The organism is Shigella sp. SIG6 (genome assembly GCF_053555815.1).
Window position 1 is genome coordinate 20,597 of record NZ_JBQZXC010000005.1, and the last position, 25,920, is coordinate 46,516.

Sequence of the window (25,920 nt, forward strand, 5' to 3'; positions counted from 1 at the left end):
TTACCAGTAATGCTCCGCTGTCATATGGCCCGGTCGGCGACGTAAATGTTTCGTCATCTGCCGGGTCTCTTTCAGCAACTGTTGTGTATCGCGCACCATCTGTGGATTGCCGCACAGCATCACATGGCTGGTTTCTTTATTCATCGGCAGGCCAATCACGCTTTCCAGTTCCCCACTTTCAATTAATGCCGGTATCCGTCCGGTGAGCGACCCCGCTGCCGTTTCCCGACTGACCACCGTCTGAATGCGCAGTTTGCCTTCGTAGCGTTTTTCCAGTTCTTGCATCAGTGGCAAATAGCTTAAGTCGGCGGCATAACGTGCGGCGTGAACCAGGACCAGATTTTTGAAGCGATCTAAATCTTTGCCTAGTTGCAGAATCGATAAATAAGGGCCAATCGCTGTACCGGTTGCCAGCATCCATAGCGTTTCGCAGTCCGGTACTTCGTCCAGAACAAAGAAGCCAGCTGCTTCGCTAACCACCTGCACTTCATCGCCCGGTTTCAGTGCCGCCAATCGTGGGCTTAATTTGCCATCGGGGACGGTGACCAGGTAAAACTCCAGATCGGGATTATCGGGCGAGTTAACATAGGAGTAGGCGCGCTGGACGCGTTCGCCGTCGATTTCAAGGCCAAGCTTGGTAAATTGCCCGGCGGTAAACGGAAGCACGGGGGCGTGAACGGTGAGACTAAACAGGGCGTCGGTCCAGTTCTGCACTTTAGTGACTTTGCCTGTTACCCAATCAGCCATGTTTTTCTCCTGTTTTGATTGACTTGCCTTATCTTCGTTCTCCGAACAAAAAAATTCCAGTCCCGAAGGACTGGAAGGCTCAATCGATCAAATCACTCAGAGAATGTGCACCTGCATTTCCGGGTCTTTGCGATCCAGATAGTGGATGGACTGAATGCGGCGAATGGTGCGTGACTTGCCGCGGATCAGCAGCGTTTCGGTAGTCGCGATATTGCCTTTGCGGCTAATACCTTCCAGCAGATCGCCTTTGGTAATACCGGTGGCAGAGAAGATGACGTTATCGCTGCGCGCCATATCGCCCAGACGCAATACTTTACCGGCTTCGATGCCCATCGCTTTGCAGCGTGCCAGCTCCTGCTCGCCAATGCGACGATTCTCTTCGTTGTCGCCTTTGACGTCATGACGCGCCAGCAGACGACCGTTCATGTCGCCATCTAATGCGCGGATCACCGCCGCAGAAACCACGCCTTCCGGCGCGCCACCAATACCGTACAGCACGTCAACTTCGCTGTCTGGCATACAGGTGAGAATTGAGGCCGCAACGTCGCCGTCCGGAATAGCAAATACGCGTACGCCGAGTTGCTGCATTTCAGCGATAACGGCATCGTGGCGTGGTTTAGCCAGAATCGTTACCGTCAGTTCGCTCAACGGTTTGCCGAGCGCCGCCGCTACATTGCGCAGGTTATCCGCCAGCGGCAGGTTCAGATCAATGGTGCCTTTGGCTCCCGGCCCGACAATCAGCTTCTCCATATACATATCCGGCGCATTGAGGAAGCAGCCTTTATCGCCTACTGCCAGCACCGCCAGCGCGTTAGCCTGGCCCATCGCCGTCATGCGCGTGCCTTCAATCGGATCAACAGCAATATCTACCGCGTCGCCGCGACCAGTACCGACTTTTTCACCAATGTAGAGCATCGGTGCTTCGTCGATTTCACCTTCACCAATGACGATGGTGCCGTCAATGTTGACCTGGTTGAGCATAATACGCATGGCGTTTACCGCCGCGCCGTCCGCGGTGTTTTTATCGCCGCGTCCTAACCATTTGTAGCCAGCCAGCGCCGCAGATTCGGTGACGCGGGAAAATTCGATGGCAAGTTCTCGTCTCATAGCAAACTCTAAGCAGTAAGGAATGGCGCGAAGTGTAGCACAGGGGAAGGGTGGGATTATTGATGTGTGCGGGGTTGCCCCCGCACGGTTTCAGAGTCTGCGTGATGCCGGATGCGGCGTGAACGCCTTATCCCGCCTACACAAAATGGCATTGGCTCGTAGGCCTGATAAGACGCGTAAGCGTCGCATCAGGCGATCAGCATCAGGCAATCGATTCAGGTGCCTGACATTACTCGTCGTGTTCTTCCCACGCCATCGCGCGTTTGACAGCTTTTTTCCAGCCTGCGTAACGGTAATTACGCTCAGTGGTTTCGATGCCTGGACGGAACTCGCGCTCAATCACCGCTTTCTCTTGCAGCTCGTCGAGGTTCTACCAGAAGCCAACCGCCAGGCCTGCGAGATAGGCCGCACCCAATGCGGTGACTTCGCGCACTTCCGGGCGCTCAACGCGGGTGCCGAGAATATCGGACTGGAACTGCATCAGGAAATTGTTTGCTACTGCGCCACCATCCACGCGCAGGGCGTGCAGACGGATACCAGAGTCGGCCTGCATCGCTTCCAGCACGTCACGCGTCTGATAAGCAATAGACTCCAGCGTCGCGCGTATAATGTGGTTAGCGTTCACCCCACGAGTCAGACCGAAAATCGCCCCGCGCGCATACGGGTCCCAGTACGGCGCACCCAGCCCGGTAAATGCCGGAACCACATACACACCATTGGTGTTTTGCACTTTGGTGGCGAAATATTCGGAATCGTAGGCGTCGTTAATCAACTTCATCTCATCGCGCAGCCACTGAATGGATGCGCCTGCCATAAACACCGCACCTTCCAACGCATAGTTCACTTCGCCAGTCGGGCCGCAGGCGATGGTGGTCAGCAGGCCGTTTTCTGATTTCACCGCTTTCTCGCCAGTGTTCATCAGCATAAAGCAGCCAGTGCCATAGGTGTTCTTCGCCATCCCTTCTTTCACGCACAACTGACCAAACAGCGCGGCCTGCTGGTCACCGGCGATCCCGGAGATTGGAATACGCGTGCCGCCTTTGCCGCCAATGTTAGTCTGACCGTATACTTCGGAAGAACGACGCACTTCTGGCAGCATCTCGCGCGGAATATCCAGCACTTCCAGCATTTTGTCGTCCCAGTCCAGGGTATGGATGTTGAACAACATGGTACGAGAGGCGTTGGTGTAATCGGTCACATGGACACGGCCCTGAGTCATTTTCCAGATAAGCCACGTATCAACCGTACCAAACAGCAATTCACCACGACGTGCACGCTCGCGAGAGCCTTCCACATGGTCGAGGATCCACTTCACTTTGGTGCCAGAAAAGTACGGGTCAATCACCAGACCGGTATTGCTGCGGATATAATCTTCTAAACCGTCACGTTTTAAATGCTCGCAGATTTCTGCGGTACGACGGCACTGCCAGACAATGGCGTTATAGATAGGCTTGCCGGTTTCTTTTTCCCAGACAATAGTGGTTTCACGCTGGTTCGTAATACCGATAGCTGCAATTTGATCGGAACTGATATCGGCTTTCGCCAGCACTTCTACCAGCGTGGAGCTTTGGGTGGCCCAGATTTCCATTGGGTCGTGTTCTACCCAACCTGGTTTTGGGTAGATTTGCTCAAATTCGCGCTGCGACACGCTAATGATATTGGCATCGTGATCCATTACGACCGCGCGGGAGCTGGTGGTGCCCTGGTCGAGCGCAACGATATATTTTTTTCAGTCATGTTTAATTGCCCCGTAGTCATATTACAGCGAAGCTTTTTGTTCTGAAGGAGTTGTGGTTTCCTTTTCTTCCACAACACAGATATCGCAAGGCAAATGGCGACCAATCAGTTTGCGGTAGGCAAATGCACCTACAATCGCGCCAACGATAGGGCCGAAAAGCGGCACCAGGAAGTAAGGAATGTCTCTGCCGCCGGTAAAGGCGACATTGCCCCAGCCCGCCAGCTAGGCAAAGACTTTCGGACCGAAGTCACGCGCTGGGTTCATGGCAAAACCTGTCAATGGGCCCATAGATGCGCCAATGACCGCAATCAGTAGACCAATCAGCAAGGGAGCCAAAGGGCCGCGTGGTACACCGTTGCCATCGTCCGTTAACGCCAGGATCAGCCCCATCAGAATAGCGGTAATCACCATCTCAACTGCGAAAGCCTGCACAAAATTGATATGAGGATTAGGGTAAGTAGAGAAAGTGCCAGCCAGATCAACACTTTCAACGCTGCCGCGAACAATGTGATGAGTCTGCTCGAAGTCGAAAAATAAATTGTAGTAAAGCCCGTAAACTAAAGCCGCAGCGCAGAAAGCGCCGGCAACTTGTGAAACGATAAAAGGAATAACTTTGCGCTTGTCGAAACAGGCAAACAGCCACAATGCAATGGTAACAGCGGGATTAAGATGCGCGCCGGAAACCCCTGCGGTCAGGTAGATGGCCATTGCCACCCCCAGTCCCCAAATGACACTGATTTCCCACTGACCAAAAGACGCACCAGCGACTTTTAGTGCTGCAACGCAACCCACACCGAAAAAAATCAACAACCCGGTACCGAGGAATTCAGCAATGCACTGGCCTTTCAAGGTTGATGTTTGACTCATAATCGGATCCTGAAGAGTTAATGTTTGTTGTATGCGTGAAAGTCACGGACCTCCACGATGCTTGTAGGCATGCTGTTAACTTATCGTTAACGAGCAAAAACGAGAAATATCGAACTTAAAATGTGTGTGCTTCGTCATAAAATGAGCGTTATCGCGCCATTTATTCCATCTGATTGTACATGATGCATGTTTGTTAGATCATTCGCGCAACAAATTTATTAACATTTTCGATTGATGTGGATTATGTCACTAGGAGAAGGATGAAAAGTGTGGCAAACCGTAATCTGCAAGGCGTGCCGCTGGACAGCGATGGCGCGGCTTCATACAATCGGAGCTAACTAAAGTGCGCTCGTATTTATTAAGGCGTCACCGGTAATCGGGACGAGGATTTTTTATCCATCAACGCCTTGCAATTCAGGAGAGGTATGACAATGTCATTAGAAGTGTTTGAGAAACTGGAAGCAAAAGTACAGCAGGCGATTGATACCATCACTCTGTTGCAGATGGAAATCGAAGAGCTGAAAGAAAAAAACAACTCACTGTCGCAGGAAGTTCAAAATGCCCAGCATCAGCGCGAAGAGCTGGAGCGTGAGAACAACCATCTGAAAGAACAGCAGAACGGCTGGCAGGAACGTCTGCAGGCCCTGCTGGGTCGCATGGAAGAGGTCTGATTACGCTTCATCTTTCGCGTAATTTCTTTACTGTGTAGGCCAACAGGTAACGCAGAAAAAAGGCACCTTGCGGTGCCTTTCTTATCATTCAATATCCAGCGGATCTTCTGAAAGAATAATCCCGGTATTGTCGGCATAAAGATGGTCGCCGGAGAAGAAGGTGACACCGCCAAAATTGACGCGGACATCGCTTTCGCCAATGCCTTCGCCAGCGGCACCAACCGGAATTGCCGCCATCGCCTGGATGCCGATATCCAACTCTTCCAGGTCATCTACCTGACGCACCGCGCCGTAAATGACCAGACCTTCCCATTCATTTTGTACTGCCAGACGCGCCAGTTCAGCATCGACCAGTGCGCGACGAACAGAACCACCGCCATCGACGACAAGAACACGACCACGGCCATTCTGTTCGAGCAGATCGTACAGCAACCCGTTGTCCTCGAAACATTTTACCGTGATTATTTGTCCGCCAAACGACGCCCGTCCGCCAAAGTTGGAGAACAGCGGTTCCACGACGTTAACATCTTCTTGATAGATGTCACAAAGCTCGGAAGTATCGTATTTCATAGGCTTAACATTCAGTTGCTGCGAGAATTTTCAGTATATCGCGCTATGTGGGCTGTTGGCAAAATCATCAATTGTTAATTGATATTTGTCAGTTATGCTGCCCACTGGCTTAGGAATATCCCTAAAACAAACAGCAGGTTAGTCAGTAACGCTCCCTTGACAGTACGTTCCAGCATTGGTCGCATCGCCACCGGGTCCATTTCCCGCATCACATAACGGGCTTGCTTCACCAGTAATGGTGCCGCCAGCAGGAACAGCCAGCCCCACAGGCTATGCAGCGAAAAGAGATTAAACAGCGCCAGACACACCAGCGAGCCCATCAGCAGGCAGGCATGATAACGACGCGCGTTCACTTCACCTAAGCGCACCACCAGCGTGTTTTTGCCATTTTCGCGGTCGCTATTGATATCACGCAGGTTATTAATATTCAGTACTGCCGTTGCCAGCAGGCCGCATGCGGTCGCCGGAAGGGTCAGTGCCGGAATCAATGTATGAGCCTGTAAATACCAGCTCCCCATGACACTCAACCAGCCAAAGAAAACCAGTACGGAAATATCACCCAGACCGATATAACCATAAGGACGATTGCCCACGGTGTAGGTGATAGCGGCAATGATCGACAACCCGCCAAGAATCAGGAAACCGACAAAATCGGCCAGCGTATGGCATGCCACTGCAACCAGTGCCAGCCCGGAGAGACAGATGAGCACGACGGTAATAATGAGCGCCCGTTTCATCTTTTGCTGGGTAATGACCCCTTTTTGCATGCCGCGTAGCGGCCCAATGCGGTCAGGTTTATCGCTGCCTTTTACCGCATCGCCGTAATCATTGGCGAGGTTAGAAAGGATCTGTAATAGCCCGGCGGTAATTAGTGCCAGCAGGGCGACCAGCGGATCGAAGTGACCTTGCCACCATGCCAGCGCCGTCCCGACGATAATTGCAGCAAAGGCGAGGGGGAGGGTTTTAGGTCGTAAACTTTCCAGCCACGCCTGAGTTCGGCTAATTTGTTGTTCAGTCATAATACGCGCCAATAAAAATGGGGCCTTTCAGCCCCATCAAACAATGATGAAAATGATTGAACGCGATTATAGGATAAAACGGCTCAGATCTTCATCTGCCACCAACGCATCCAGATGTTTGCTCACATAATCTGCGTCAATAGTGATATTTTGACCGCTTAAATCGCTGGCGTCGTAGGAAATCTCTTCCATTAAACGCTCCAGAACAGTGTGTAAACGACGAGCACCGATGTTTTCGGTAGATTCGTTCACCTGCCATGCCGCTTCCGCGATGCGTTTAATACCGGAGTCGGTAAACTCGATATTTACGCCTTCAGTCGCCATCAGTGCTTTGTACTGCACGGTGATAGAGGCATTCGGCTCGGTCAGAATACGCTCGAAGTCGCTGGTGGTCAGTGCCTGCAGTTCAACGCGGATTGGCAGCCGACCTTGCAGTTCCGGGATCAGGTCAGACGGTTTCGCAATCTGGAACGCGCCAGAAGCGATAAACAGAATGTGGTCAGTTTTGACCATCCCGTGTTTGGTGGAAACGGTGCAACCTTCTACCAGCGGCAGCAGGTCACGCTGAACGCCTTCACGAGAAACATCCGGACCGGAAGACTCGCCGCGCTTACAGATTTTGTCGATTTCGTCGATAAACACGATCCCGTGCTGCTCAACAGCGTCGATAGCGTCTTGCTTCAGCTCTTCCGGGTTCACCAGTTTCGCCGCTTCTTCTTCAATCAGCAGCTTCATGGCGTCTTTGATTTTCAGCTTACGCGCTTTTTGCTTCTGGCCGCCCAGGTTCTGGAACATGGACTGCAGCTGGCTGGTCATCTCTTCCATGCCCGGAGGAGCCATAATTTCAACGCCCATCGGTGCTGCGGCAAGATCGATCTCGATTTCTTTGTCATCAAGCTGGCCTTCACGCAGTTTTTTGCGGAATGCCTGACGAGCAGCGGAAGGTTCCTGCTGCTGTTCAGTCTGTCCCCAGTTGTTTTTAGCAGGTGGGATCAGCACGTCGAGAATACGTTCTTCTGCCAGTTCTTCAGCGCGATAACGGTTTTTCTCGATAGCCTGGACGCGTACCATTTTCACGGCGGCATCGGTCAGATCGCGAATAATAGAATCAACTTCCTTACCGACGTAGCCCACTTCGGTAAATTTGGTCGCTTCAACTTTGATGAGCGGCGCATTCGCCAGCTTAGCCAGACGACGGGCGATTTCAGTTTTACCGACACCAGTCGGGCCGATCATCAGGATATTTTTCGGGGTCACTTCATGGCGCAGCTCTTCGTTGAGCTGCATGCGACGCCAGCGGTTACGCAGAGCAATCGCCACAGAACGCTTGGCGTTGTCCTGGCCGATGATGTGCTTATCCAGTTCGCTGACGATTTCGCGTGGGGTCATTTCAGACATGGGAGATCCTTACGCTTTGTAGCTTAATTCTTCGATGGTGTGGAAATGGTTGGTATAGATGCAAATGTCGCCTGCAATATCCAACGCCTTTTCAGCAATTTCACGGGCGCTAAGTTCAGTGTTTTCTAACAGTGCGCGCGCCGCAGCCTGGGCGTAAGGGCCGCCGGAGCCGATAGCAATAAGATCGTTTTCTGGCTGCACCACGTCACCGTTACCGGTGATGATAAGCGATGCAGTTTCATCCGCGACTGCCAGCAGTGCTTCAAGTTTGCGCAGCATGCGATCGGTACGCCAGTCTTTTGCCAGCTCAACGGCGGCTTTAACCAGATGGCCCTGATGCATTTCCAGTTTACGTTCAAACAGTTCGAACAGCGTAAAAGCATCCGCAGTACCGCCCGCAAAGCCCGCGATGACTTTGTCGTTGTACAGACGGCGGACCTTTTTCACGTTGCCTTTCATTACGGTATTGCCCAACGTGGCCTGACCATCACCAGCGATGACCACATGGCCGTTACGGCGTACGCTTACTATAGTTGTCACGAGCTGACCCCTTGGTTACGAATACAGAGTACAAACCCCGTACAAAAGTACGGGGCATAATGCAATTATAGATGGGGGGGATTTTGAGGGTTTCAACCCCCGGCGGCGAGCCGAATGCAGTTTGTATGACCCGCCATCTTCAACCGATTGAGGGTGCTGTCTGCGTTCTCTTTGCCTTTCACCGGGCCAATGACCACACGATTCCAGCCATTGTTGGTGGTGATTTTCGAGTCAAATCCTTCGAACGCCAGCTGAGCACGTACCGTCTCTGCCTGTTCCGCGCCTCTGAACGAACCGCACTGCACCATCCAGCGGCGTTCGTCTTTTTTCTCCGCCGTCGGTTTTGGCGCGTCAGCGGCACGAGCAACCGGCGCAGCTTGCTGCGGCTTCGACTGCGCGGTCGTGTGCGCAGGGGTTTGCAGCAGATCCTGGTACGGCTGCTGAGTAGAAGCTGGTTTAGACTGGCGCGGTTGCGCCTGTACCGGCGCGGCTTGCGACGTACGCGTCTGCTGCTGCCAGCTTTGTTCAGTCGTACGCGACTGCTGAGCCAGGCGTTGCTGCTCCGCTAATTGCTGCGCCTGACGCTGGCGTTGTAGCGTTTGCTGACGCTGTTCCGGCGTCTGTTCATTCCACGGAACCTCAACCAGCTGCGTTGGCTGCTGGCGCATATCAGCCTGCATTTGTTCAAGAAGCTGACGTTGTTCTGGTGTCAGTTGCTCCGGCGTTTTCACTTCACCACCGGCAGAAGGTTCTGTGGGCGCACGCACACCCGGCTGGCGACTTTCCAGCTCTTTAATGTAGCGCCAGCGTTCTTCTGGTTTTGGTGGTAGTCCGTTTCCGGTCACTTTCTGGCTTTGCAGCGTCTCGGACTCTTCTTTCTTGTGATGCGTAATGAAGTACAGACCACCGATAAAGGTCACAAGAACGGCGGCAGCAATAGCGACCATAGCGGGAGAAACTGCAGGCAGATTTCGTTGCTTTTTCCGTGAGGTGCTCTTTTTTCGCCGCAAAGGTGCCGGTTGGCTGCGGCGTACATAATCTCGTTGTGCCACTATCGTTTCGCTGTATTTATTCGTTCGTCAGCCCGCCATGTTACTTAAGCGGCGGGCCTTTGACCAGTCACGGCAGTCTTAAAGGTTTACTTTAAGGTAACGCGCGTGTTGATCCCCGGATGATAAGTTCGCAGTCCATTAAACGAGAGCCACTGCCAACGTGTTGCCCCTGCATTTGATCAAGCAATAACAGCATAGCTTCCCGACCGATTTCGTAACGCGGCTGCGCGATGGTTGTCAGCGGCGGATCACAAAATTGCGTCAGGTCGATGTTATCAAAACCGATTATGGAAAGGTCTTCCGGGACTTTCAGCCCCTGGCGTTTTGCCTGAGAAAGTGCGCCGAGCGCCATCACATCGCTATGGCAGAAGACTGCAGTAGGCGGTTGTGGAAGATCAAGCAGCTGTTGCATTGCTTTGCTTCCGGCTTCGAAGGTGAAGTCGCCACGGGCGATGTATTGTGGATCAACCATAATTCCGCAGCGACGCAGCGCCTGAACATAGCCTTGCAGGCGGTAGTGACACAGTGGCATCTCTTCGGGACCGGCTATACAGCCAATCCGTTTATGCCCTTGCTCATATAAATAATTTACTGCATCAAATGCGGCGGTCAGATTGTCGATATGAACGGTAGGCAGCTCCAGTTCCGGTGCAAATTCGTTCGCCATCACCATCGGCGGCAGATTACGCTGTTCCTCAATGCTGGCATCAAACGGCAGCCTTGAACCCAGCAGCAACATGCCATCAATTTGCTTGGTGATGATCAAATCGATAAAGGTTTTTTCCTGCTGATTTTGATGCGCACAGTCGCCAATCAGCACCAGATATCCGTGATTTGCCGCCGTAACTTCGATACCGCGAATAATTTCGCTAAAGAAGGGATCGCAGATATCCGGGACAATCACCAGAATGGTGCGGGATTCATTACGCTTGACGTTGCGCCCCATAGGCTGCGGTAAATAACCCACTTCCCGGGCCGCTTTTTCAACCCGATTACGGGTGGCCTGGGAGACTTTATCGGGATTCATTAATGCTCGGGAGACAGTCGCTGTAGAGACTTTTGCCTTGAGGGCAACGTCTTTCATGGTCGCGGCAGTTTCCTGCTTCTTCGCTTTCACACTCACTCCTCGCCTGGCACGTCAGGCGTACTACATCCATGTTTACTTCACATCGGCAACATTTTTAGCAGATAGCGCGTGAAAACGGTTACAGAATTTTCATGAAAAGTGTGATGAATATTGAATTTTTCGATCCGCCTCGCATCGTAAGCGGTTTAACCCTCAATCGGATCAACATCCAGTACCCATTTCACCTTGCGGGAATCCGGTATTGTATTGATGAGCGCCAGCGTACCACTAATGATGTGTTGTAAGCGCACGCGGGAAGGGTGCTGCAACAATATCTGCCAGCGCCAGCGACCGCCACGTTTAGGTGCCAGTGCCGGAACCGGACCGAGAACCCACAGTTTGTCGTCTGCCAGCGGGCTGGAGAGGATCAGATTACGCAGTTGTTGCAGGAACAGCGGCGCATGCTGATTGTTATGATCTTCCGCACGCACAATCACATGGCTGGTCCATGGCGGCAGTTGCATCATCCGTCGCTCAGCCAGCGCCTGTTCGGCAAAGGCGTCGTAGCCTTTATAGAGCAACGTTTGCAACAGAGGATGTTCCGGATGGTGCGTTTGCAGCACCACTTCGCCTTGTTTACCCGCACGCCCGGCACGACCAGCGACCTGGGTGTAAAGCTGAGCGAAACGCTCTGCCGAGCGAAAATCGGCAGAAAACAGCGCGCCGTCCACATCCAGTAACGCCACCAGCGTCACATCCGGAAAGTGGTGACCTTTCGCCAGCATTTGTGTGCCGATCAAAATCCTCGCACCGCCGCGATGTACTTCCGCCAGTTGCTGTTCCAGCGCCCCTTTGCGGCTGGTGGTATCGCGGTCGATACGAGAAATGGGCACATCAGGGAACAGCGGCGCAAGCGTCTGTTCAAGCTGTTCGGTGCCCAGCCCCACGGGTACCAGGTGCGTGGAACCGCAGGAAGGGCACTGGCGCGGCACCGGACGCTGACTGTCACAGTGGTGACAGCGCAAATGCTGTTGCGCCTGATGCAGCGTGTAGTAGTGATCGCAACGTGGGCATTCGGCAATCCAGCCGCAGTCGTGGCACAGTAGCGCAGGCGCAAAGCCACGGCGGTTAAGAAAGAGGATAACCTGATTGTTGGCCTGTAAATGCTGGCGCATACGGGTGATTAACGCCGGAGCCAGACCTGCCTGCACCTTCTGACCTTTTAAATCCAGCACGTGTTGAATTGCCGGACGCGCATTCCCCGCCCGGCGCGTCAGGCGCAGCAGGCGGTATTTTTTCTGCTGGACGTTGCACAACGTTTCCAGCGCGGGCGTTGCGGAGCCAAGAATAATCGGGATTTGCTCGCTATGCGCACGATACACCGCCAGGTCGCGGGCATGATAGCGCCAGCCTTCCTGCTGCTTGTAGGAACTGTCGTGCTCTTCGTCAATGACAATCACGCCGAGATTTTTAAACGGCGTAAACAGCGCGGAGCGGGTGCCGATCACAATCGCCGCCTCGCCATTTTTCGCTTTCAGCCACGCCGAAAGACGCTCGCTGTCGTTCAGACCGGAATGCAGAACTTCCACGGGCGCATTAAACCGTTCACGAAAACGGGCGATAGTTTGCGGTGTCAGGCCGATTTCCGGCACCATCACCAGCGCCTGTTTGCCCTGAACGAGCACGTTTTCCAGTACACTGAGATAAACCTCCGTTTTACCGGAACCGGTAACGCCCGCCAGCAGCCAGGCAGAAAAAGTATCTGCCGCGCTATGAATTGCGCCAACGGCGGTGGCCTGTTCGGTATTCAATCGCAACCGCTCACCAGAAACGGCATAGTTCGTTCGCCAGTCGCTAAACTCTGGTGTTTCACTTGCTAAATCACACAGACCTTTTTTGCGCAGCGCCTGCAACGCGGCATCATTAAATTCGAGCGTGGCAACCTGGTCGCGCCAGATTTTGCCTTGCCGTAACGCTGCCAGCGCCTGTTGTTGCTTGGGTGAGCGTTTCAGGCTGTTCAGATCCACCGCCTGACCTTGTTCAGTGGCAAACCAGTACCACATCGGCGCGTTCGCCGCAGGCCGCCCCTGGCGTAGTAAAATCGGCAAGGCATGAAACAGCACATCGCCAATCGGATGATGATAGTAATCTGCCGCCCATAGCAGCAATCGCCAGACGGAGTGAGTAAACACCGGCTCACTATCCAGCACTTCGACTACCGCTTTTAGCTCAGTGAGCGGCAGTTCGCTGGCATCGCTAACTGATACCACAATCCCGATGCGCTCCTGCTGTTTGCCAAACGGCACGCGCACGCGACACCCAGCTTTAACCGTCATGCCTTCTGGCAGCAGATAGTCAAAGGTACGAGGAAGCGGAACGGGCAAGGCAACGTGGGCAACGGGCATAGCATCATCCTGACTTGAAATTCGGTGGGTTAGTATACACATTGCCGTAGAAGAGTGCGGATCAGTTTGCATACGCTGGTTAATTTCTGTATGATTTCGCGCCTTCGTACGAAATGATCGTATTGAAGCTATACTTTTAACATCGCGTGGTGTCTGGCGTTAGGGCTGGAAGAGCGACGCGGCCTTAAACCGAGGTTTTCCCATGAAAAAAGATATTCACCCGAAATACGAAGAAATTACTGCTAGCTGCTCTTGCGGTAACGTAATGAAAATCCGCTCCACCGTTGGTCATGACCTGAACCTCGACGTGTGCAGCAAGTGCCACCCGTTCTTCACTGGCAAACAGCGTGATGTTGCTACCGGTGGCCGTGTTGACCGCTTCAACAAGCGTTTCAACATCCCGGGCAGCAAATAAGACCGGATTTCCGAAAAAAGCGCCGCACGGCGCTTTTTTTGTGCCTGAATTTTGGTCGTATCACCACGAAAACAGCGGCCACTCTTTGGCAACCGTGGTGAGTTGTGGCGCGTCGAAAACGGCTTGTGGTGAAACTACCGTTTCCTCAAGCGGAATATTTTTACCGTAGCGTTCTTTGAGCTTCGCCTGGACCAGCGGGTTGCTGAGATCAAACTCTTTCAACTTCTGCTGTTCGCCCACGCGCATTCCCAGCGCGTTCTGGTAAACCTTCCACACCACTTCCGAACAGTACTGGCGATCGTCGCTCCATGAGAAGCTGAAATCATACGGTTTACCGAGATAACGTTTTGCCGTTTGCGTCAGTTTTTGCTGTTGTTCAACACTCAGTCCGCCTTCAACGCGGCGAACAACGTAGTTGCCCTTTTCACCATGGGCAATCCACTGCTTGAGCGGGGTGTATTTCACCGGGCCGACCGCTTCAAAAACGTAGGGCTTTTTGTTACGCATCACCAGCATACCGGTGTGGCTGTAATCGGAATGGGTTGCCAGTTGGATCGCTTTACTTTGCGATGAGCGAGAGATTTGAAAGATGATGTCGCCAGTTTGCGGCTGCTAGGCAAAGGCAGGTACAGAAACCAGCAGGCTGAGGATCAGCAGCCTGTTTTTCATAGTTAAACGTCCATGTATAAAAAGCGGTGGGTCGCAGACAACGTGCTCGTTGTTTATGCCGGATGCGGCGTGAACGCCTTATCCGGCCTACAAGTTCGTGTAAATTCAATAAATTGCAATATGACGTAGGCCTGATAAGCGTAGTGCATCAGGCGATTCCACTCCGCGCCGCTCTTTTCCGCTTTAGTATTCCCACGTCTCCGGGTTAATCCCCATCTCACGCATGATCTCTTTTGCCGCTTCCGGGATTTCGTCGCTGCGCTCTTTACGCAGATCGGCATCATCCGGCAAAGGTTGCCCGGTAAAGGCATGCAGAAACGCTTCGCACAGCAGCTCGCTGTTGGTAGCGTGACGCAGGTTGTTCACCTGACGACGCGTGCGTTCATCGGTGAGGATTTTTAACACCTTAAGAGGAATGGAAACCGTAATCTTTTTGACTTGTTCACTCTTCTTGCCGTGCTCAGCGTATGGGCTGATATATTCGCCGCTCCATTCAGCCATGAGATACTTAATCCTCTTCGTCAATAAATTGAGGCCAGACCCCACAATTTATGTGGGTACTGACCGTAAACCCGCATAGTTTACCGTACAGGCGTTACCGTGACATCGTGTAATGCACCTGTCGGCGTGATAATGCATATAATTTTAACGGCTATTTGGGATTTGCTCAATCTATACGCAAAGAAGTTTAGATATCCAGATGTATTGACGTCCATTAACACAATGTTTACTCTGGTGCCTGACATTTCACCGACAAAGCCCAGGAAACTTCATCACATGACGCGTAAACAGGCTACCATCGCAGTGCGTAGCGGGTTAAATGACGACGAACAGTATGGTTGCGTTGTCCCTCCCATCCATCTTTCCAGCACCTATAACTTTACCGGATTTAATGAACCGCGCGCGCATGATTACTCGCGTCGCGGCAACCCAACGCGCGATGTGGTTCAGCGTGCGCTGGCAGAACTGGAAGGCGGTGCTGGCGCAGTACTTACTAATACCGGCATGTCCGCGATTCACCTGGTAACGACCGTCTTTTTGAAACCTGGCGATCTGCTGGTTGCGCCGCACGACTGCTACGGCGGTAGCTATCGCCTGTTCGACAGTCTGGCGAAACGCGGTTGCTATCGCGTGTTGTTTGTTGATCAAGGCGATGAACAGGCATTACGGGCAGCGCTGGCAGAAAAACCCAAACTGGTACTGGTAGAAAGCCCAAGTAATCCATTGTTACGCGTCGTGGATATTGCGAAAATCTGCCATCTGGCAAGGGAAGTCGGGGCGGTGAGCGTGGTGGATAACACCTTCTTAAGCCCGGCATTACAAAATCCGCTGGCATTGGGTGCCGATCTGGTGTTGCATTCATGTACGAAATATCTGAACGGTCACTCTGACGTGGTGGCTGGCGTGGTGATTGCTAAAGACCCGGACGTTGTCACTGAACTTGCCTGGTGGGCAAACAATATTGGCGTGACGGGCGGCGCGTTTGACAGCTATCTGCTGCTACGCGGGTTGCGAACGCTGGTGCCGCGTATGGAGCTGGCGCAGCGCAACGCGCAGGCGATTGTGAAATATCTGCAAACCCAGCCGTTGGTGAAAAAACTGTATCACCCGTCGCTGCCGGAAAATCAGGGGCATGAAATTGCCGCGCGTCAGCAAAAAGGCTTTGGCGCAATGTTGAGTTTTGAACTGGATGGCGATGAGCAGACGCTGTGTCGTTTCCTGGGCGGGCTGTCGTTGTTTACGCTGGCGGAATCATTAGGGGGAGTGGAAAGTTTAATCTCTCACGCCGCAACCATGACACATGCAGGCATGGCACCAGAAGCGCGTGCTGCCGCCGGGATCTCCGAGACGCTGCTGCGTATCTCCACCGGTATTGAAGATGGCGAAGATTTAATTGCCGACCTGGAAAATGGCTTCCGGGCTGCAAACAAGGGGTAAAAATGAGTGTGATTGCGCAGGCAGGGGCGAAAGGTCGTCAGCTGCATAAATTTGGTGGCAGTAGTCTGGCTGATGTGAAGTGTTATTTGCGTGTCGCGGGCATTATGGCGGAGTTCTCTCAGCCTGACGATATGATGGTGGTTTCCGCCGCCGGTAGCACCACTAACCAGTTGATTAACTGGTTGAAACTAAGCCAGACCGATCGTCTCTCTGCGCATCAGGTTCAACAAACGCTGCGTCGCTATCAGTGCGATCTGATTAGCGGTCTGCTACCCGCTGAAGAAGCCGATAGCCTCATTAGCGCTTTTGTCAGCGATCTTGAGCGCCTGGCGGCGTTGCTCGACAGTGGTATTAACGATGCGGTGTATGCGGAAGTGGTGGGCCACGGTGAAGTGTGGTCGGCGCGCCTGATGTCTGCGGTACTTAATCAACAAGGGCTGCCAGCGGCCTGGCTTGATGCCCGTGAGTTTTTACGCGCTGAACGCGCTGCGCAACCGCAGGTTGATGAAGGGCTTTCTTACCCGTTGCTGCAACAGCTACTGGTACAACATCCGAGCAAACGTCTGGTGGTGACCGGGTTTATCAGCCGTAACAACGCCGGTGAAACGGTGTTGCTGGGGCGTAACGGTTCCGACTATTCCGCGACACAAATCGGTGCGCTGGCGGGTGTTTCTCGTGTAACCATCTGGAGCGACGTCGCCGGGGTATACAGTGCCGACCCGCGTAAAGTGAAAGATGCCTGCCTGCTGCCGTTGCTGCGTCTGGATGAGGCCAGCGAACTGGCGCGTCTGGCGGCTCCCGTTCTTCACGCCCGTACTTTACAGCCAGTTTCTGGCAGCGAAATCGACCTGCAGCTGCGCTGTAGCTACACGCCGGATCAAGGTTCCACGCGCATTGAACGCGTGCTGGCCTCCGGTACTGGTGCGCGTATTGTCACCAGCCACGATGATGTCTGTTTGATTGAGTTTCAGGTGCCCGCCAGTCAGGATTTCAAACTGGCGCATAAAGAGATCGACCAGATCCTGAAACGTGCCCAGGTGCGTCCACTGGCGGTTGGCGTGCATAACGATCGCCAGTTGCTGCAATTTTGCTACACCTCAGAAGTGGCCGACAGTGCGCTGAAAATCCTCGACGAAGCGGGATTACCTGGAGAACTGCGCCTGCGTCAGGGGCTGGCGCTGGTGGCGATGGTCGGGGCGGGTGTCACCCGTAACCCGCTGCATTGCCACCGCTTCTGGCAGCAACTGAAAGGCCAGCCGGTCGAGTTTACGTGGCAGTCCGATGACGGCATCAGTCTGGTGGCAGTACTGCGCACCGGCCCGACCGAAAGCCTGATTCAGGGGCTGCATCAGTCCGTCTTCCGCGCAGAAAAACGCATCGGCCTGGTATTGTTCGGCAAAGGCAATATCGGCTCTCGCTGGCTGGAACTGTTCGCCCGCGAGCAGAGCACGCTTTCGGCGCGTACCGGCTTTGAATTTGTGCTGGCAGGCGTGGTGGACAGCCGCCGCAGTCTGTTGAGTTATGACGGGCTGGACGCCAGCCGCGCGTTAGCCTTCTTCAACGATGAAGCGGTCGAGCAGGATGAAGAGTCGCTTTTCCTGTGGATGCGCGCCCATCCGTATGATGATTTAGTGGTGTTGGACGTTACCGCCAGCCAGCAGCTTGCTGATCAGTATCTCGATTTCGCCAGCCACGGTTTCCACGTCATCAGTGCCAACAAACTGGCGGGAGCAAGCGACAGCAATAAATATCGCCAGATCCACGACGCCTTCGAAAAAACCGGGCGTCACTGGCTATACAACGCCACCGTTGGTGCGGGCTTGCCGATCAACCATACCGTGCGCGATCTGATCGACAGCGGCGATACCATTTTGTCGATCAGTGGGATCTTCTCCGGCACGCTCTCCTGGCTGTTCCTGCAATTCGACGGTAGCGTGCCGTTTACCGAGCTGGTGGATCAGGCGTGGCAGCAGGGCTTAACCGAGCCTGATCCGCGTGACGACCTCTCAGGCAAAGACGTAATGCGCAAGCTGGTGATTCTGGCGCGTGAAGCGGGTTACAACATTGAACCGGACCAGGTACGTGTGGAATCGCTGGTGCCTGCTCATTGCGAAGGCGGCAGCATCGACCATTTCTTTGAAAATGGCGATGAACTTAACGAGCAGATGGTGCAACGGCTGGAAGCGGCCCGCGAAATGGGGCTGGTGCTGCGCTACGTGGCGCGTTTCGATGCCAACGGCAAAGCGCGTGTGGGCGTGGAGGCGGTGCGTGAAGACCATCCGCTGGCATCACTGCTGCCATGCGATAACGTCTTTGCCATCGAAAGCCGCTGGTACCGCGATAATCCGCTGGTGATCCGTGGGCCTGGCGCTGGGCGCGACGTCACCGCCGGGGCGATTCAGTCGGATATCAACCGGCTGGCACAGTTGTTGTAATTTCAGAAATTTAATAATGCCCGGTACTCATGTTTTCGGGTCTATGGTTTCTAATGAAATATATTGAATTATCATAGAATTAGGCCGGATGAAGCGTTTACGACGAATCCGGCAAGAAGCAATAAGTACATGGTTAGTTTATATTTGCAGTCCGGTTTGCTTTGCATATCGGATTTTCTTTTTCTTACCATCCTGAAGTTTTTTCATCTTCCCTGATTTTTCCTCACCATCATTGGTCATTTTTCGGTTGACGCCCTTCGGCTTTTCCTTCATCTTTACATCTGGACGTCTAAATGGATAGATGTGCACAACACAACATATAACTACAAGCGATTGATGAGGTAAGGTATGAGCTTTTTTCACGCCAGCCAGCGGGATGCCCTGAATCAGAGCCTGGCAGAAGTCCAGGGGCAGATTAACGTTTCGTTCGAGTTTTTCCCGCCGCGTACCAGTGAAATGGAGCAGACCCTGTGGAACTCCATCGATCGCCTTAGCAGCCTGAAACCGAAGTTTGTATCGGTGACCTATGGCGCGAACTCCGGCGAGCGCGACCGTACGCACAGCATTATTAAAGGCATTAAAGATCGCACTGGTCTGGAAGCGGCACCGCATCTTACTTGCATTGATGCGACGCCCGACGAGCTGCGCATCATTGCACGCGACTACTGGAATAACGGTATTCGTCATATCGTGGCACTGCGTGGCGATCTGCCGCCGGGAAGTGGTAAGCCAGAAATGTATGCTTCTGACCTGGTGACGCTGTTAAAAGAAGTGGCAGATTTCGATATATCCGTGGCGGCGTATCCGGAAGTTCACCCGGAAGCAAAAAGCGCTCAGGCGGATTTGCTTAATCTGAAACGCAAAGTGGATGCCGGAGCCAACCGCGCGATTACTCAGTTCTTCTTCGATGTCGAAAGCTACCTGCGTTTTCGTGACCGCTGTATATCGGCGGGCATTGATGTGGAAATCATCCCGGGCATTTTGCCGGTATCTAACTTTAAACAGGCGAAGAAATTTGCCGACATGACCAACGTGCGTATTCCGGCGTGGATGGCGCAAATGTTTGACGGGCTGGATGACGATGCCGAAACCCGCAAACTGGTGGGCGCGAATATTGCCATGGATATGGTGAAGATTTTAAGCCGTGAAGGAGTGAAAGATTTCCACTTCTATACGCTTAACCGCGCTGAAATGAGTTACGCGATTTGCCATACGCTGGGTGTTCGACCTGGTTTATAAATAGTGTGGCTTTTGTGAAAATCACACAGTGATCACAAATTTTAAACAGAGCACAAAATGCTGCCTCGAAATGAGGGCGGGAAAATAAGGTTGTCAGCCTTGTTTTCTCCCTCATTACTTGAAGGATATGAAGCTAAAACCCTTTTTTATAAAGCATTTGTCCGAATTCGGACATAATCAAAAAAGCTTAATTACGATCAATTTGATCTACATCTCTTTAACCAACAATATGTAAGATCTCAACTATCGCATCCGTGGATTAATTCAATTATAACTTCTCTCTAACGCTGTGTATCGTAACGGTAACACTGTAGAGGGGAGCACATTGATGAGCACGTCAGACGATATCCATAACACCACAGCCACTGGCAAATGCCCGTTCCATCAGGGCGGTCACGACCAGAGCGCGGGGGCGGGCACAACCACTCGCGACTGGTGGCCAAATCAACTCCGTGTTGACCTGTTAAACCAACATTCTAATCGTTCTAACCCGCTGGGTGAGGACTTTGACTACCGCAAAGAATTCAGCAAATTAGATTACTACGGCCTGAAAAAAGATCTGAAAGCCCTGCTGACAGAATCTCAGCCGTGGTGGCCAGCCGACTGGGGCAGCTACGCCGGTCTGTTTATTCGTATGGCTTGGCACGGCGCAGGTACTTACCGTTCAATCGATGGACGCGGCGGCGCGGGTCGTGGTCAGCAACGTTTTGCACCGCTGAACTCCTGGCCGGATAACGTAAGCCTCGATAAAGCGCGTCGCCTGTTGTGGCCAATCAAACAGAAATATGGTCAGAAAATCTCCTGGGCCGACCTGTTTATCCTCGCAGGTAACGTGGCGCTGGAAAACTCCGGCTTCCGTACCTTCGGTTTTGGTGCCGGTCGTGAAGACGTCTGGGAACCGGATCTGGATGTTAACTGGGGTGATGAAAAAGCCTGGCTGACTCACCGTCATCCGGAAGCGCTGGCGAAAGCACCGCTGGGTGCAACCGAGATGGGCCTGATTTACGTTAACCCGGAAGGCCCGGATCACAGCGGCGAACCGCTTTCTGCGGCAGCAGCTATCCGCGCGACCTTCGGCAACATGGGCATGAACGACGAAGAAACCGTGGCGCTGATTGCGGGTGGTCATACGCTGGGTAAAACCCACGGTGCCGGTCCGACATCAAACGTAGGTCCTGATCCAGAAGCTGCACCGATTGAAGAACAAGGTTTAGGCTGGGCGAGCACTTACGGCAGCGGCGTTGGCGCAGATGCCATTACCTCTGGTCTGGAAGTAGTCTGGACCCAGACGCCGACCCAGTGGAGCAATCCAGTTCGAAGCGGTAGACGCACCGGAAATTATCCCGGATCCGTTCGATCCGTCGAAGAAACGTAAACCGACAATGCTGGTGACCGACCTGACGCACAGGGATATGGGGCCGAAATCTCGCTACATCGGGCCGGAAGTGCCGAAAGAAGATCTGATCTGGCAAGATCCGCTGCCGCAGCCGATCTACAACCCGACCGAGCAGGACATTATCGATCTGAAATTCGCGATTGCGGATTCTGGTCTGTCTGTTAGTGAGCTGGTATCGGTGGCCTGGGCATCTGCTTCTACCTTCCGTGGTGGCGACAAACGCGGTGGTGCCAACGGTACGCGTCTGGCATTAATGCCGCAGCGCGACTGGGATGTGAACGCCGCAGCCGTTCGTGCTCTGCCTGTTCTGGAGAAAATCCAGAAAGAGTCTGGTAAAGCCTCGCTGGCGGATATCATCGTGCTGGCTGGTGTGGTTGGTGTTGAGAAAGCCGCAAGCGCCGCAGGTTTGAGCATTCATGTACCGTTTGCGCCGGGTCGCGTTGATGCGCGTCAGGATCAGACTGACATTGAGATGTTTGAGCTGCTGGAGCCAATTGCTGACGGTTTCCGTAACTATCGCGCTCGTCTGGACGTTTCCACCACCGAGTCACTGCTGATCGACAAAGCACAGCAACTGACGCTGACCGCGCCGGAAATGACTGCGCTGGTGGGCGGGATGCGTGTACTGGGTGCCAACTTCGATGGCAGCAAAAACGGCGTCTTCACTGACCGCGTTGGCGTATTGAGCAATGACTTCTTCGTGAACTTGCTGGATATGCGTTACGAGTGGAAAGCGACTGACGAATCGAAAGAGCTGTTCGAAGGACGTGACCGCGAAACCGGCGAAGTGAAATACACAGCCAGCCGTGCGGATCTGGTATTTGGTTCTAACTCTGTCCTGCGTGCAGTAGCGGAAGTTTACGCCAGCAGCGATGCCCACGAGAAGTTTGTTAAAGACTTCGTAGCGGCATGGGTGAAAGTGATGAACCTCGACCGTTTCGACCTGCTGTAATCTGACCTTCTTCAGCGACTGTCTTTCAGGCAGTCGCTGAAGTTTCTTTACCGGCGTATAGTGTCCACAGGAAAACTACACACTGGATCTCTCATGTCTGCCGCAGGAAAGAGCAACCCACTGGCAATCAGTGGCCTGGTTGTGCTCACACTTATCTGGAGTTATAGCTGGATTTTCATGAAGCAAGTCACCAGTTACATCGGTGCCTTCGACTTTACCGCCTTACGCTGCATTTTCGGCGCTCTCGTTTTATTCATCGTCCTTTTATTACGTGGTCGCGGAATGCGCCCGACGCCGTTTAAATACACCTTAGCCATTGCCCTGTTACAAACCTGCGGGATGGTTGGTCTGGCGCAGTGGGCGTTGGTCAGCGGAGGTGCGGGGAAGGTGGCGATCCTGAGCTATACCATGCCGTTCTGGGTGGTGATTTTCGCCGCGTTGTTTCTCGGTGAACGCCTGCGACGTGGGCAATATTTCGCGATTCTGATTGCCGCTTTCGGCTTATTTTTGGTGTTGCAGCCGTGGCAACTCGATTTCTCTTCGATGAAAAGTGCCATGCTGGCAATCCTCTCCGGTGTTAGTTGGGGGGCGAGCGCGATTGTTGCTAAACGCCTATACGCCCGTCATCCGCGCGTGGATTTATTATCGTTAACATCCTGGCAGATGCTGTATGCGGCGCTGGTGATGAGTGTGGTCGCTTTACTGGTGCCGCAACGTGAAATTGACTGGCAGCCCACCGTGTTCTGGGCGCTGGCCTACAGTGCGATTCTGGCGACGGCGCTAGCGTGGAGCTTATGGCTGTTTGTGCTGAAAAACTTGCCTGCCAGTATTGCCAGCTTAAGCACACTGGCCGTTCCCGTTTGTGGCGTACTCTTTTCCTGGTGGCTGCTCGGTGAGAATCCGGGGGCGTTGAAGGTAGCGGTATTGTGCTGATTGTGCTGGCACTGGCGCTGGTGAGCCGTAAGAAAAAAGAAGCTGTCAGTGTAAAAAGCATCTGAATTTTTTCTTCATGTGGGGCGATCTCTTATTTAACAAAATAACGATAATGCCCCACCATCCGCCAGCTAAACAGCACATCTTCTTCCTGCGCGCCTGCGCCAATGTTATGTATCACCAGCGGCGTACCGTCGCGGGCGAAGCCATCTGACGCCACCCCAATATGCGCCAGCCCGTTATCTAATCGCCAGGAGACAATATCGCCCGCTTGATAGTCACCGGCATTTTTACTGATGGGGCGTGTTTTGTTGTGGCGGCTAAACCAGGTTTCCAGATTAGGCACCCGACGGTGATCGATGTTGCTGTCCGGGCGCTTTAACTTCCATTTTTGCGGGTACTCAGCAAAATTCTTCGCCATATCTTCGTGAACCAGTTTCTGCAAATCGACCTTCTGGCTGCGCAATGCGCGGATCACCACATCGGAACATACACCGCGTTCTTGCGGAACATCACCGCCAGGATAGGTAAGCTGCATATACGCCGGATCGTAAAATAGCGTGCTGCCAATTTGCTGTCTGGCACCGTCTGCGATGGCAAGGTTGGTATTGGCCTGGATTTGTACCACGGTTGGTGGAACGGCGGGAGATTTTAAGGAGTGGCTGGTAAATGCCGTTAGCAGGCTGAGCAGCGCCAGTGAAGCTTTCATCTGGTTCGTCCGTGAAAATAAGAGTCACAGATTCGACCTTCCGGGCTAACGATTGTTCTGTGGAGAAAATGTCCAGAAGCGGATAAAAAACTCCTGAACAACGTGGGAGTTTCAGATTACTGGCACAGAGTGCCGGATGCGGAGTGAACGCCTTATCCGGCCTACAAAAGCACGCAAATTCAATATATTGCAGAGATTGCGTAGGCCTGATAAGCGTAGCGCATCAGGCAATTTTGCGTTCAAACTCCCGGACAAGCCGGGAGTTTGGAGTAGGTTATTCCCACTCTTGCAGGAAACGCTGACCGTACTGGTCAGCTACCAGCAGTGCGGCGTAAACCTGATCTGGCGTCGCGCCGCCAGGCATGTTGTGGATGGTTTCACCTTCTGCACAAGATGCTTTTGCAACAATGCGCATTTTCGCCGGGACATCTTCTTTAATATCCAGTTGAGCGAGAGTTATTGGCAAACCTACCGCATGGCTAAGTGCAGCTACGGTTTCGATTTCCTCCACCGGCGCGTTTTCCAGTACCAGCTGCGTCAGCGTACCAAATGCCACTTTTTCACCGTGATAATAGTGATGCGCGTCCGGGATAGAGGTCAGGCCGTTATGCACCGCGTGAGCCGCCGCCAGCCGCCGCTTTCAAAACCAACGCCGCTCAAATAGGTGTTCGCTTCAATCACGCGCTCCAGCGCCGGGGTTACTACATGCTGTTCGGCGGCAAGCATCGCTTTTTCGCCTTCTTCCAGCAGGGTGTTGTAGCACAGTTCAGCCAGTGCCAGCGCCGCCTGGGTGCACTTGCCGCCCGCCATGGTGGTCGCGCCGCTACGAGAGCAAGCACGCGCTTCAAACCAGGTTGCCAGCGCATCGCCGATACCCGCTGCTAACAGACGTGCAGGTGCGCCCGCGACGATTTTGGTGTCGACAATGACCATATTCGGGTTATTTGGCAACAGCAGATAGCGGTCAAACTCACCCTCATCGGTGTAGATAACAGACAATGCGCTGCACGGTGCATCGGTAGAGGCGATAGTCGGTGCGATCGCTACCGGAACACCCATGAAATGTGCCAGTGCTTTGGCAGTATCGAGGGTTTTTCCGCCACCGATACCGAGAATTGCGCCACACTGCGCAGTCTCCGCGATGCCACGCAGACGGTCGATCTCATTTTGCGAACATTCACCGCCAAACGGCGTAATTTCTACTACCAGTCCAGCATCTTTAAAGCTTTTCTCGACAGTGGATTGAGCAAAACCTAAAACAAATTTGTCACCCACCACTAACCAGCGTTCTGCCAGCGGCTTCAGGTATTCGCCCAGACGATTAATCACATCAGCGCCCTGGATGTATTTACCCGGTGATTGAATAATGCGGTCCATAATTGCTCCTTTAGAGATGAGTAGTGCCAAATGCGGCATTCCAGTCGTGTTCGAACTTCTCTATAGCTGACTCTACCGCAGGGGTGTTGAGCATTTGTTGCGCTACATCTAAGGGCAGGGTGATGGATTCACATCCTGCCAGTAAACAGTCCAGCGCCTGACGCGGCGTTTTAAAGCTGGCTGCCAGCACCATGCTTTCTGGCGCGTGCATTTCTAACAGCGTTTGCAGCTCCTGAACCGTACGAATGCCGTCCCCGCCCTGGGCATCTACGCGGTTAACATACGGAGCAACGTATTTTGCCCCTGCCAGTGCGGCTAATAACCCTTCTGCGGCGCTATATACAGCGGTGCCAAGTGTAGTAATACCCTCTTTTTTCAGTATTTTAATTGCTGCCAGACCTTCGGAAGTCACCGGGATTTTCACCACAATACCCGGAATAGCGTCGCGCAGGCGCTTCGCTTCTTCCACCATCCCCTGCGCGTCGCGGCTCATGGTCTGAGCAAACAGAATGCCCTCATCACCAATCGCTTTTTGCAGACGCGGCAGCACTTCCCAGATGGACTCCTTGCTGGCAGCGATAATGCTCGGGTTAGTTGTCACCCCGGCAATCGGGAATGTGCGTGCCAGACGTTCGACTTCTGCGACGTTAGCGGTGTCCAGATACAGTTCCATGATG

Annotated in this window: 18 protein-coding genes and 6 pseudogenes; 7 read left to right on the forward strand and 17 right to left on the reverse strand. The window is 53.3% G+C overall.

What is annotated here, in order from left to right; all coding sequences use genetic code 11:
* From fpr to glpF, 4 genes and pseudogenes are all read right to left on the reverse strand, one after another.
* On the reverse strand, positions 1 to 747 hold the full coding sequence (gene fpr, locus ACUU1M_RS01850) for a ferredoxin--NADP(+) reductase (RefSeq protein WP_000796323.1): 747 nt from the start codon (positions 745 to 747) through the stop codon (positions 1 to 3).
* A 96-nt stretch (positions 748 to 843) separates the two neighbouring features.
* Positions 844 to 1,854 (reverse strand): class II fructose-bisphosphatase, encoded by a 1,011-nt coding sequence (glpX, locus tag ACUU1M_RS01855; RefSeq protein WP_001250644.1) that lies wholly within the window; start codon positions 1,852 to 1,854, stop codon positions 844 to 846.
* Between the two features lie 229 nt (positions 1,855 to 2,083).
* A pseudogene (gene glpK / locus ACUU1M_RS01860) lies at positions 2,084 to 3,574 on the reverse strand (glycerol kinase GlpK).
* Positions 3,575 to 3,613: 39 nt separating this feature from the next.
* Positions 3,614 to 4,459, reverse strand: a pseudogene (gene glpF / locus ACUU1M_RS01865) (glycerol uptake facilitator protein GlpF).
* Positions 4,460 to 4,884: 425 nt separating this feature from the next.
* Here glpF and zapB point away from each other — a divergent pair.
* Positions 4,885 to 5,130: a septal ring assembly protein ZapB gene (zapB, locus tag ACUU1M_RS01870; RefSeq protein ID WP_001296623.1), complete on the forward strand. Its 246-nt coding sequence runs from the start codon at positions 4,885 to 4,887 to the stop codon at positions 5,128 to 5,130.
* Positions 5,131 to 5,214: 84 nt separating this feature from the next.
* On the opposite strand, the gene rraA is transcribed toward zapB, so the two are convergent.
* From rraA to priA, 7 genes are all read right to left on the reverse strand, one after another.
* The gene (gene rraA / locus ACUU1M_RS01875) at positions 5,215 to 5,700 is read right to left on the reverse strand and encodes a ribonuclease E activity regulator RraA (protein ID WP_000872908.1); all 486 of its coding nucleotides are present in this window, start codon (positions 5,698 to 5,700) and stop codon (positions 5,215 to 5,217) included.
* 92 nt (positions 5,701 to 5,792) lie between these two features.
* Positions 5,793 to 6,719 carry a 1,4-dihydroxy-2-naphthoate polyprenyltransferase gene (gene menA / locus ACUU1M_RS01880; protein WP_005077402.1) on the reverse strand — a complete coding sequence of 309 codons (927 nt, stop codon included), beginning with the start codon at positions 6,717 to 6,719 and terminating at the stop codon, positions 5,793 to 5,795.
* Positions 6,720 to 6,785: 66 nt separating this feature from the next.
* The gene (gene hslU / locus ACUU1M_RS01885) at positions 6,786 to 8,117 is read right to left on the reverse strand and encodes an HslU--HslV peptidase ATPase subunit (protein ID WP_001293350.1); all 1,332 of its coding nucleotides are present in this window, start codon (positions 8,115 to 8,117) and stop codon (positions 6,786 to 6,788) included.
* A 9-nt stretch (positions 8,118 to 8,126) separates the two neighbouring features.
* Positions 8,127 to 8,657 (reverse strand): ATP-dependent protease subunit HslV, encoded by a 531-nt coding sequence (gene hslV, locus ACUU1M_RS01890; RefSeq protein WP_000208242.1) that lies wholly within the window; start codon positions 8,655 to 8,657, stop codon positions 8,127 to 8,129.
* Positions 8,658 to 8,749: 92 nt separating this feature from the next.
* On the reverse strand, positions 8,750 to 9,709 hold the full coding sequence (ftsN, locus tag ACUU1M_RS01895) for a cell division protein FtsN (protein ID WP_000068817.1): 960 nt from the start codon (positions 9,707 to 9,709) through the stop codon (positions 8,750 to 8,752).
* Positions 9,710 to 9,800: 91 nt separating this feature from the next.
* Positions 9,801 to 10,826 carry a DNA-binding transcriptional regulator CytR gene (gene cytR, locus ACUU1M_RS01900; protein ID WP_000644904.1) on the reverse strand — a complete coding sequence of 342 codons (1,026 nt, stop codon included), beginning with the start codon at positions 10,824 to 10,826 and terminating at the stop codon, positions 9,801 to 9,803.
* Positions 10,827 to 10,981: 155 nt separating this feature from the next.
* On the reverse strand, positions 10,982 to 13,180 hold the full coding sequence (gene priA / locus ACUU1M_RS01905; RefSeq protein ID WP_152028849.1) for a primosomal protein N': 2,199 nt from the start codon (positions 13,178 to 13,180) through the stop codon (positions 10,982 to 10,984).
* A 202-nt stretch (positions 13,181 to 13,382) separates the two neighbouring features.
* On the opposite strand from priA, the gene rpmE reads away from it, so the two are divergent.
* Entirely contained in the window at positions 13,383 to 13,595 is a 213-nt protein-coding gene (gene rpmE, locus ACUU1M_RS01910; protein WP_000710769.1) for a 50S ribosomal protein L31, read from the forward strand.
* A 60-nt stretch (positions 13,596 to 13,655) separates the two neighbouring features.
* On the opposite strand, the pseudogene ACUU1M_RS01915 reads toward rpmE, so the two are convergent.
* Positions 13,656 to 14,264: pseudogene (locus ACUU1M_RS01915) on the reverse strand (YiiX family permuted papain-like enzyme).
* A 183-nt stretch (positions 14,265 to 14,447) separates the two neighbouring features.
* Positions 14,448 to 14,765 carry a met regulon transcriptional regulator MetJ gene (metJ, locus tag ACUU1M_RS01920; RefSeq protein WP_000852812.1) on the reverse strand — a complete coding sequence of 106 codons (318 nt, stop codon included), beginning with the start codon at positions 14,763 to 14,765 and terminating at the stop codon, positions 14,448 to 14,450.
* Between the two features lie 276 nt (positions 14,766 to 15,041).
* Here metJ and metB point away from each other — a divergent pair, with 276 nt between their 5' ends.
* Entirely contained in the window at positions 15,042 to 16,202 is a 1,161-nt protein-coding gene (gene metB / locus ACUU1M_RS01925; RefSeq protein ID WP_005050443.1) for a cystathionine gamma-synthase, read from the forward strand.
* A 2-nt stretch (positions 16,203 to 16,204) separates the two neighbouring features.
* Positions 16,205 to 18,637: a bifunctional aspartate kinase/homoserine dehydrogenase II gene (metL, locus tag ACUU1M_RS01930; RefSeq protein ID WP_000110745.1), complete on the forward strand. Its 2,433-nt coding sequence runs from the start codon at positions 16,205 to 16,207 to the stop codon at positions 18,635 to 18,637.
* A gap of 138 nt (positions 18,638 to 18,775) precedes the next feature.
* Here metL and ACUU1M_RS01935 read toward each other — a convergent pair whose 3' ends face one another.
* A complete protein-coding gene (locus ACUU1M_RS01935) occupies positions 18,776 to 18,910 on the reverse strand; it encodes a hypothetical protein (protein WP_000660586.1) in 135 nt (44 codons plus the stop codon).
* Between the two features lie 75 nt (positions 18,911 to 18,985).
* Here ACUU1M_RS01935 and metF point away from each other — a divergent pair, with 75 nt between their 5' ends.
* The 3 genes and pseudogenes from metF (at position 18,986) to yijE (ending at position 23,222) form a co-directional block, all read left to right on the forward strand.
* Positions 18,986 to 19,876 (forward strand): methylenetetrahydrofolate reductase, encoded by an 891-nt coding sequence (gene metF, locus ACUU1M_RS01940; protein ID WP_000007517.1) that lies wholly within the window; start codon positions 18,986 to 18,988, stop codon positions 19,874 to 19,876.
* Positions 19,877 to 20,204: 328 nt separating this feature from the next.
* Positions 20,205 to 22,224: pseudogene (locus tag ACUU1M_RS01945) on the forward strand (catalase/peroxidase).
* Positions 22,225 to 22,317: 93 nt separating this feature from the next.
* Positions 22,318 to 23,222: pseudogene (yijE, locus tag ACUU1M_RS01950) on the forward strand (cystine transporter YijE).
* 26 nt (positions 23,223 to 23,248) lie between these two features.
* Here yijE and ACUU1M_RS01955 read toward each other — a convergent pair.
* From ACUU1M_RS01955 to fsa, 3 genes and pseudogenes are all read right to left on the reverse strand, one after another.
* Positions 23,249 to 23,866, reverse strand: a complete 618-nt coding sequence (locus ACUU1M_RS01955) for a DUF1287 domain-containing protein (RefSeq protein ID WP_000647876.1) — start codon at positions 23,864 to 23,866, stop codon at positions 23,249 to 23,251.
* 274 nt (positions 23,867 to 24,140) lie between these two features.
* Positions 24,141 to 25,243: pseudogene (gene gldA / locus ACUU1M_RS01960) on the reverse strand (bifunctional L-1,2-propanediol dehydrogenase/glycerol dehydrogenase).
* A 10-nt stretch (positions 25,244 to 25,253) separates the two neighbouring features.
* On the reverse strand, positions 25,254 to 25,916 hold the full coding sequence (fsa, locus tag ACUU1M_RS01965; RefSeq protein WP_000424878.1) for a fructose-6-phosphate aldolase: 663 nt from the start codon (positions 25,914 to 25,916) through the stop codon (positions 25,254 to 25,256).
* Positions 25,917 to 25,920 lie beyond the last annotated feature (4 nt).

Coding starts and splice junctions, on each gene's coding strand:
- fpr (WP_000796323.1), bottom strand. CDS start 747: ATGGCTGATTGGGTAACAGGCAAAGTCACTAAAGTGCAGAACTGGACC.
- glpX (WP_001250644.1), bottom strand. CDS start 1,854: ATGAGACGAGAACTTGCCATCGAATTTTCCCGCGTCACCGAATCTGCG.
- zapB (WP_001296623.1), top strand. CDS start 4,885: ATGACAATGTCATTAGAAGTGTTTGAGAAACTGGAAGCAAAAGTACAG.
- rraA (WP_000872908.1), bottom strand. CDS start 5,700: ATGAAATACGATACTTCCGAGCTTTGTGACATCTATCAAGAAGATGTT.
- menA (WP_005077402.1), bottom strand. CDS start 6,719: ATGACTGAACAACAAATTAGCCGAACTCAGGCGTGGCTGGAAAGTTTA.
- hslU (WP_001293350.1), bottom strand. CDS start 8,117: ATGTCTGAAATGACCCCACGCGAAATCGTCAGCGAACTGGATAAGCAC.
- priA (WP_152028849.1), bottom strand. CDS start 13,180: ATGCCCGTTGCCCACGTTGCCTTGCCCGTTCCGCTTCCTCGTACCTTT.
- rpmE (WP_000710769.1), top strand. CDS start 13,383: ATGAAAAAAGATATTCACCCGAAATACGAAGAAATTACTGCTAGCTGC.
- metJ (WP_000852812.1), bottom strand. CDS start 14,765: ATGGCTGAATGGAGCGGCGAATATATCAGCCCATACGCTGAGCACGGC.
- metB (WP_005050443.1), top strand. CDS start 15,042: ATGACGCGTAAACAGGCTACCATCGCAGTGCGTAGCGGGTTAAATGAC.
- metL (WP_000110745.1), top strand. CDS start 16,205: ATGAGTGTGATTGCGCAGGCAGGGGCGAAAGGTCGTCAGCTGCATAAA.
- ACUU1M_RS01935 (WP_000660586.1), bottom strand. CDS start 18,910: ATGAAGGAAAAGCCGAAGGGCGTCAACCGAAAAATGACCAATGATGGT.
- metF (WP_000007517.1), top strand. CDS start 18,986: ATGAGCTTTTTTCACGCCAGCCAGCGGGATGCCCTGAATCAGAGCCTG.
- ACUU1M_RS01955 (WP_000647876.1), bottom strand. CDS start 23,866: ATGAAAGCTTCACTGGCGCTGCTCAGCCTGCTAACGGCATTTACCAGC.
- fsa (WP_000424878.1), bottom strand. CDS start 25,916: ATGGAACTGTATCTGGACACCGCTAACGTCGCAGAAGTCGAACGTCTG.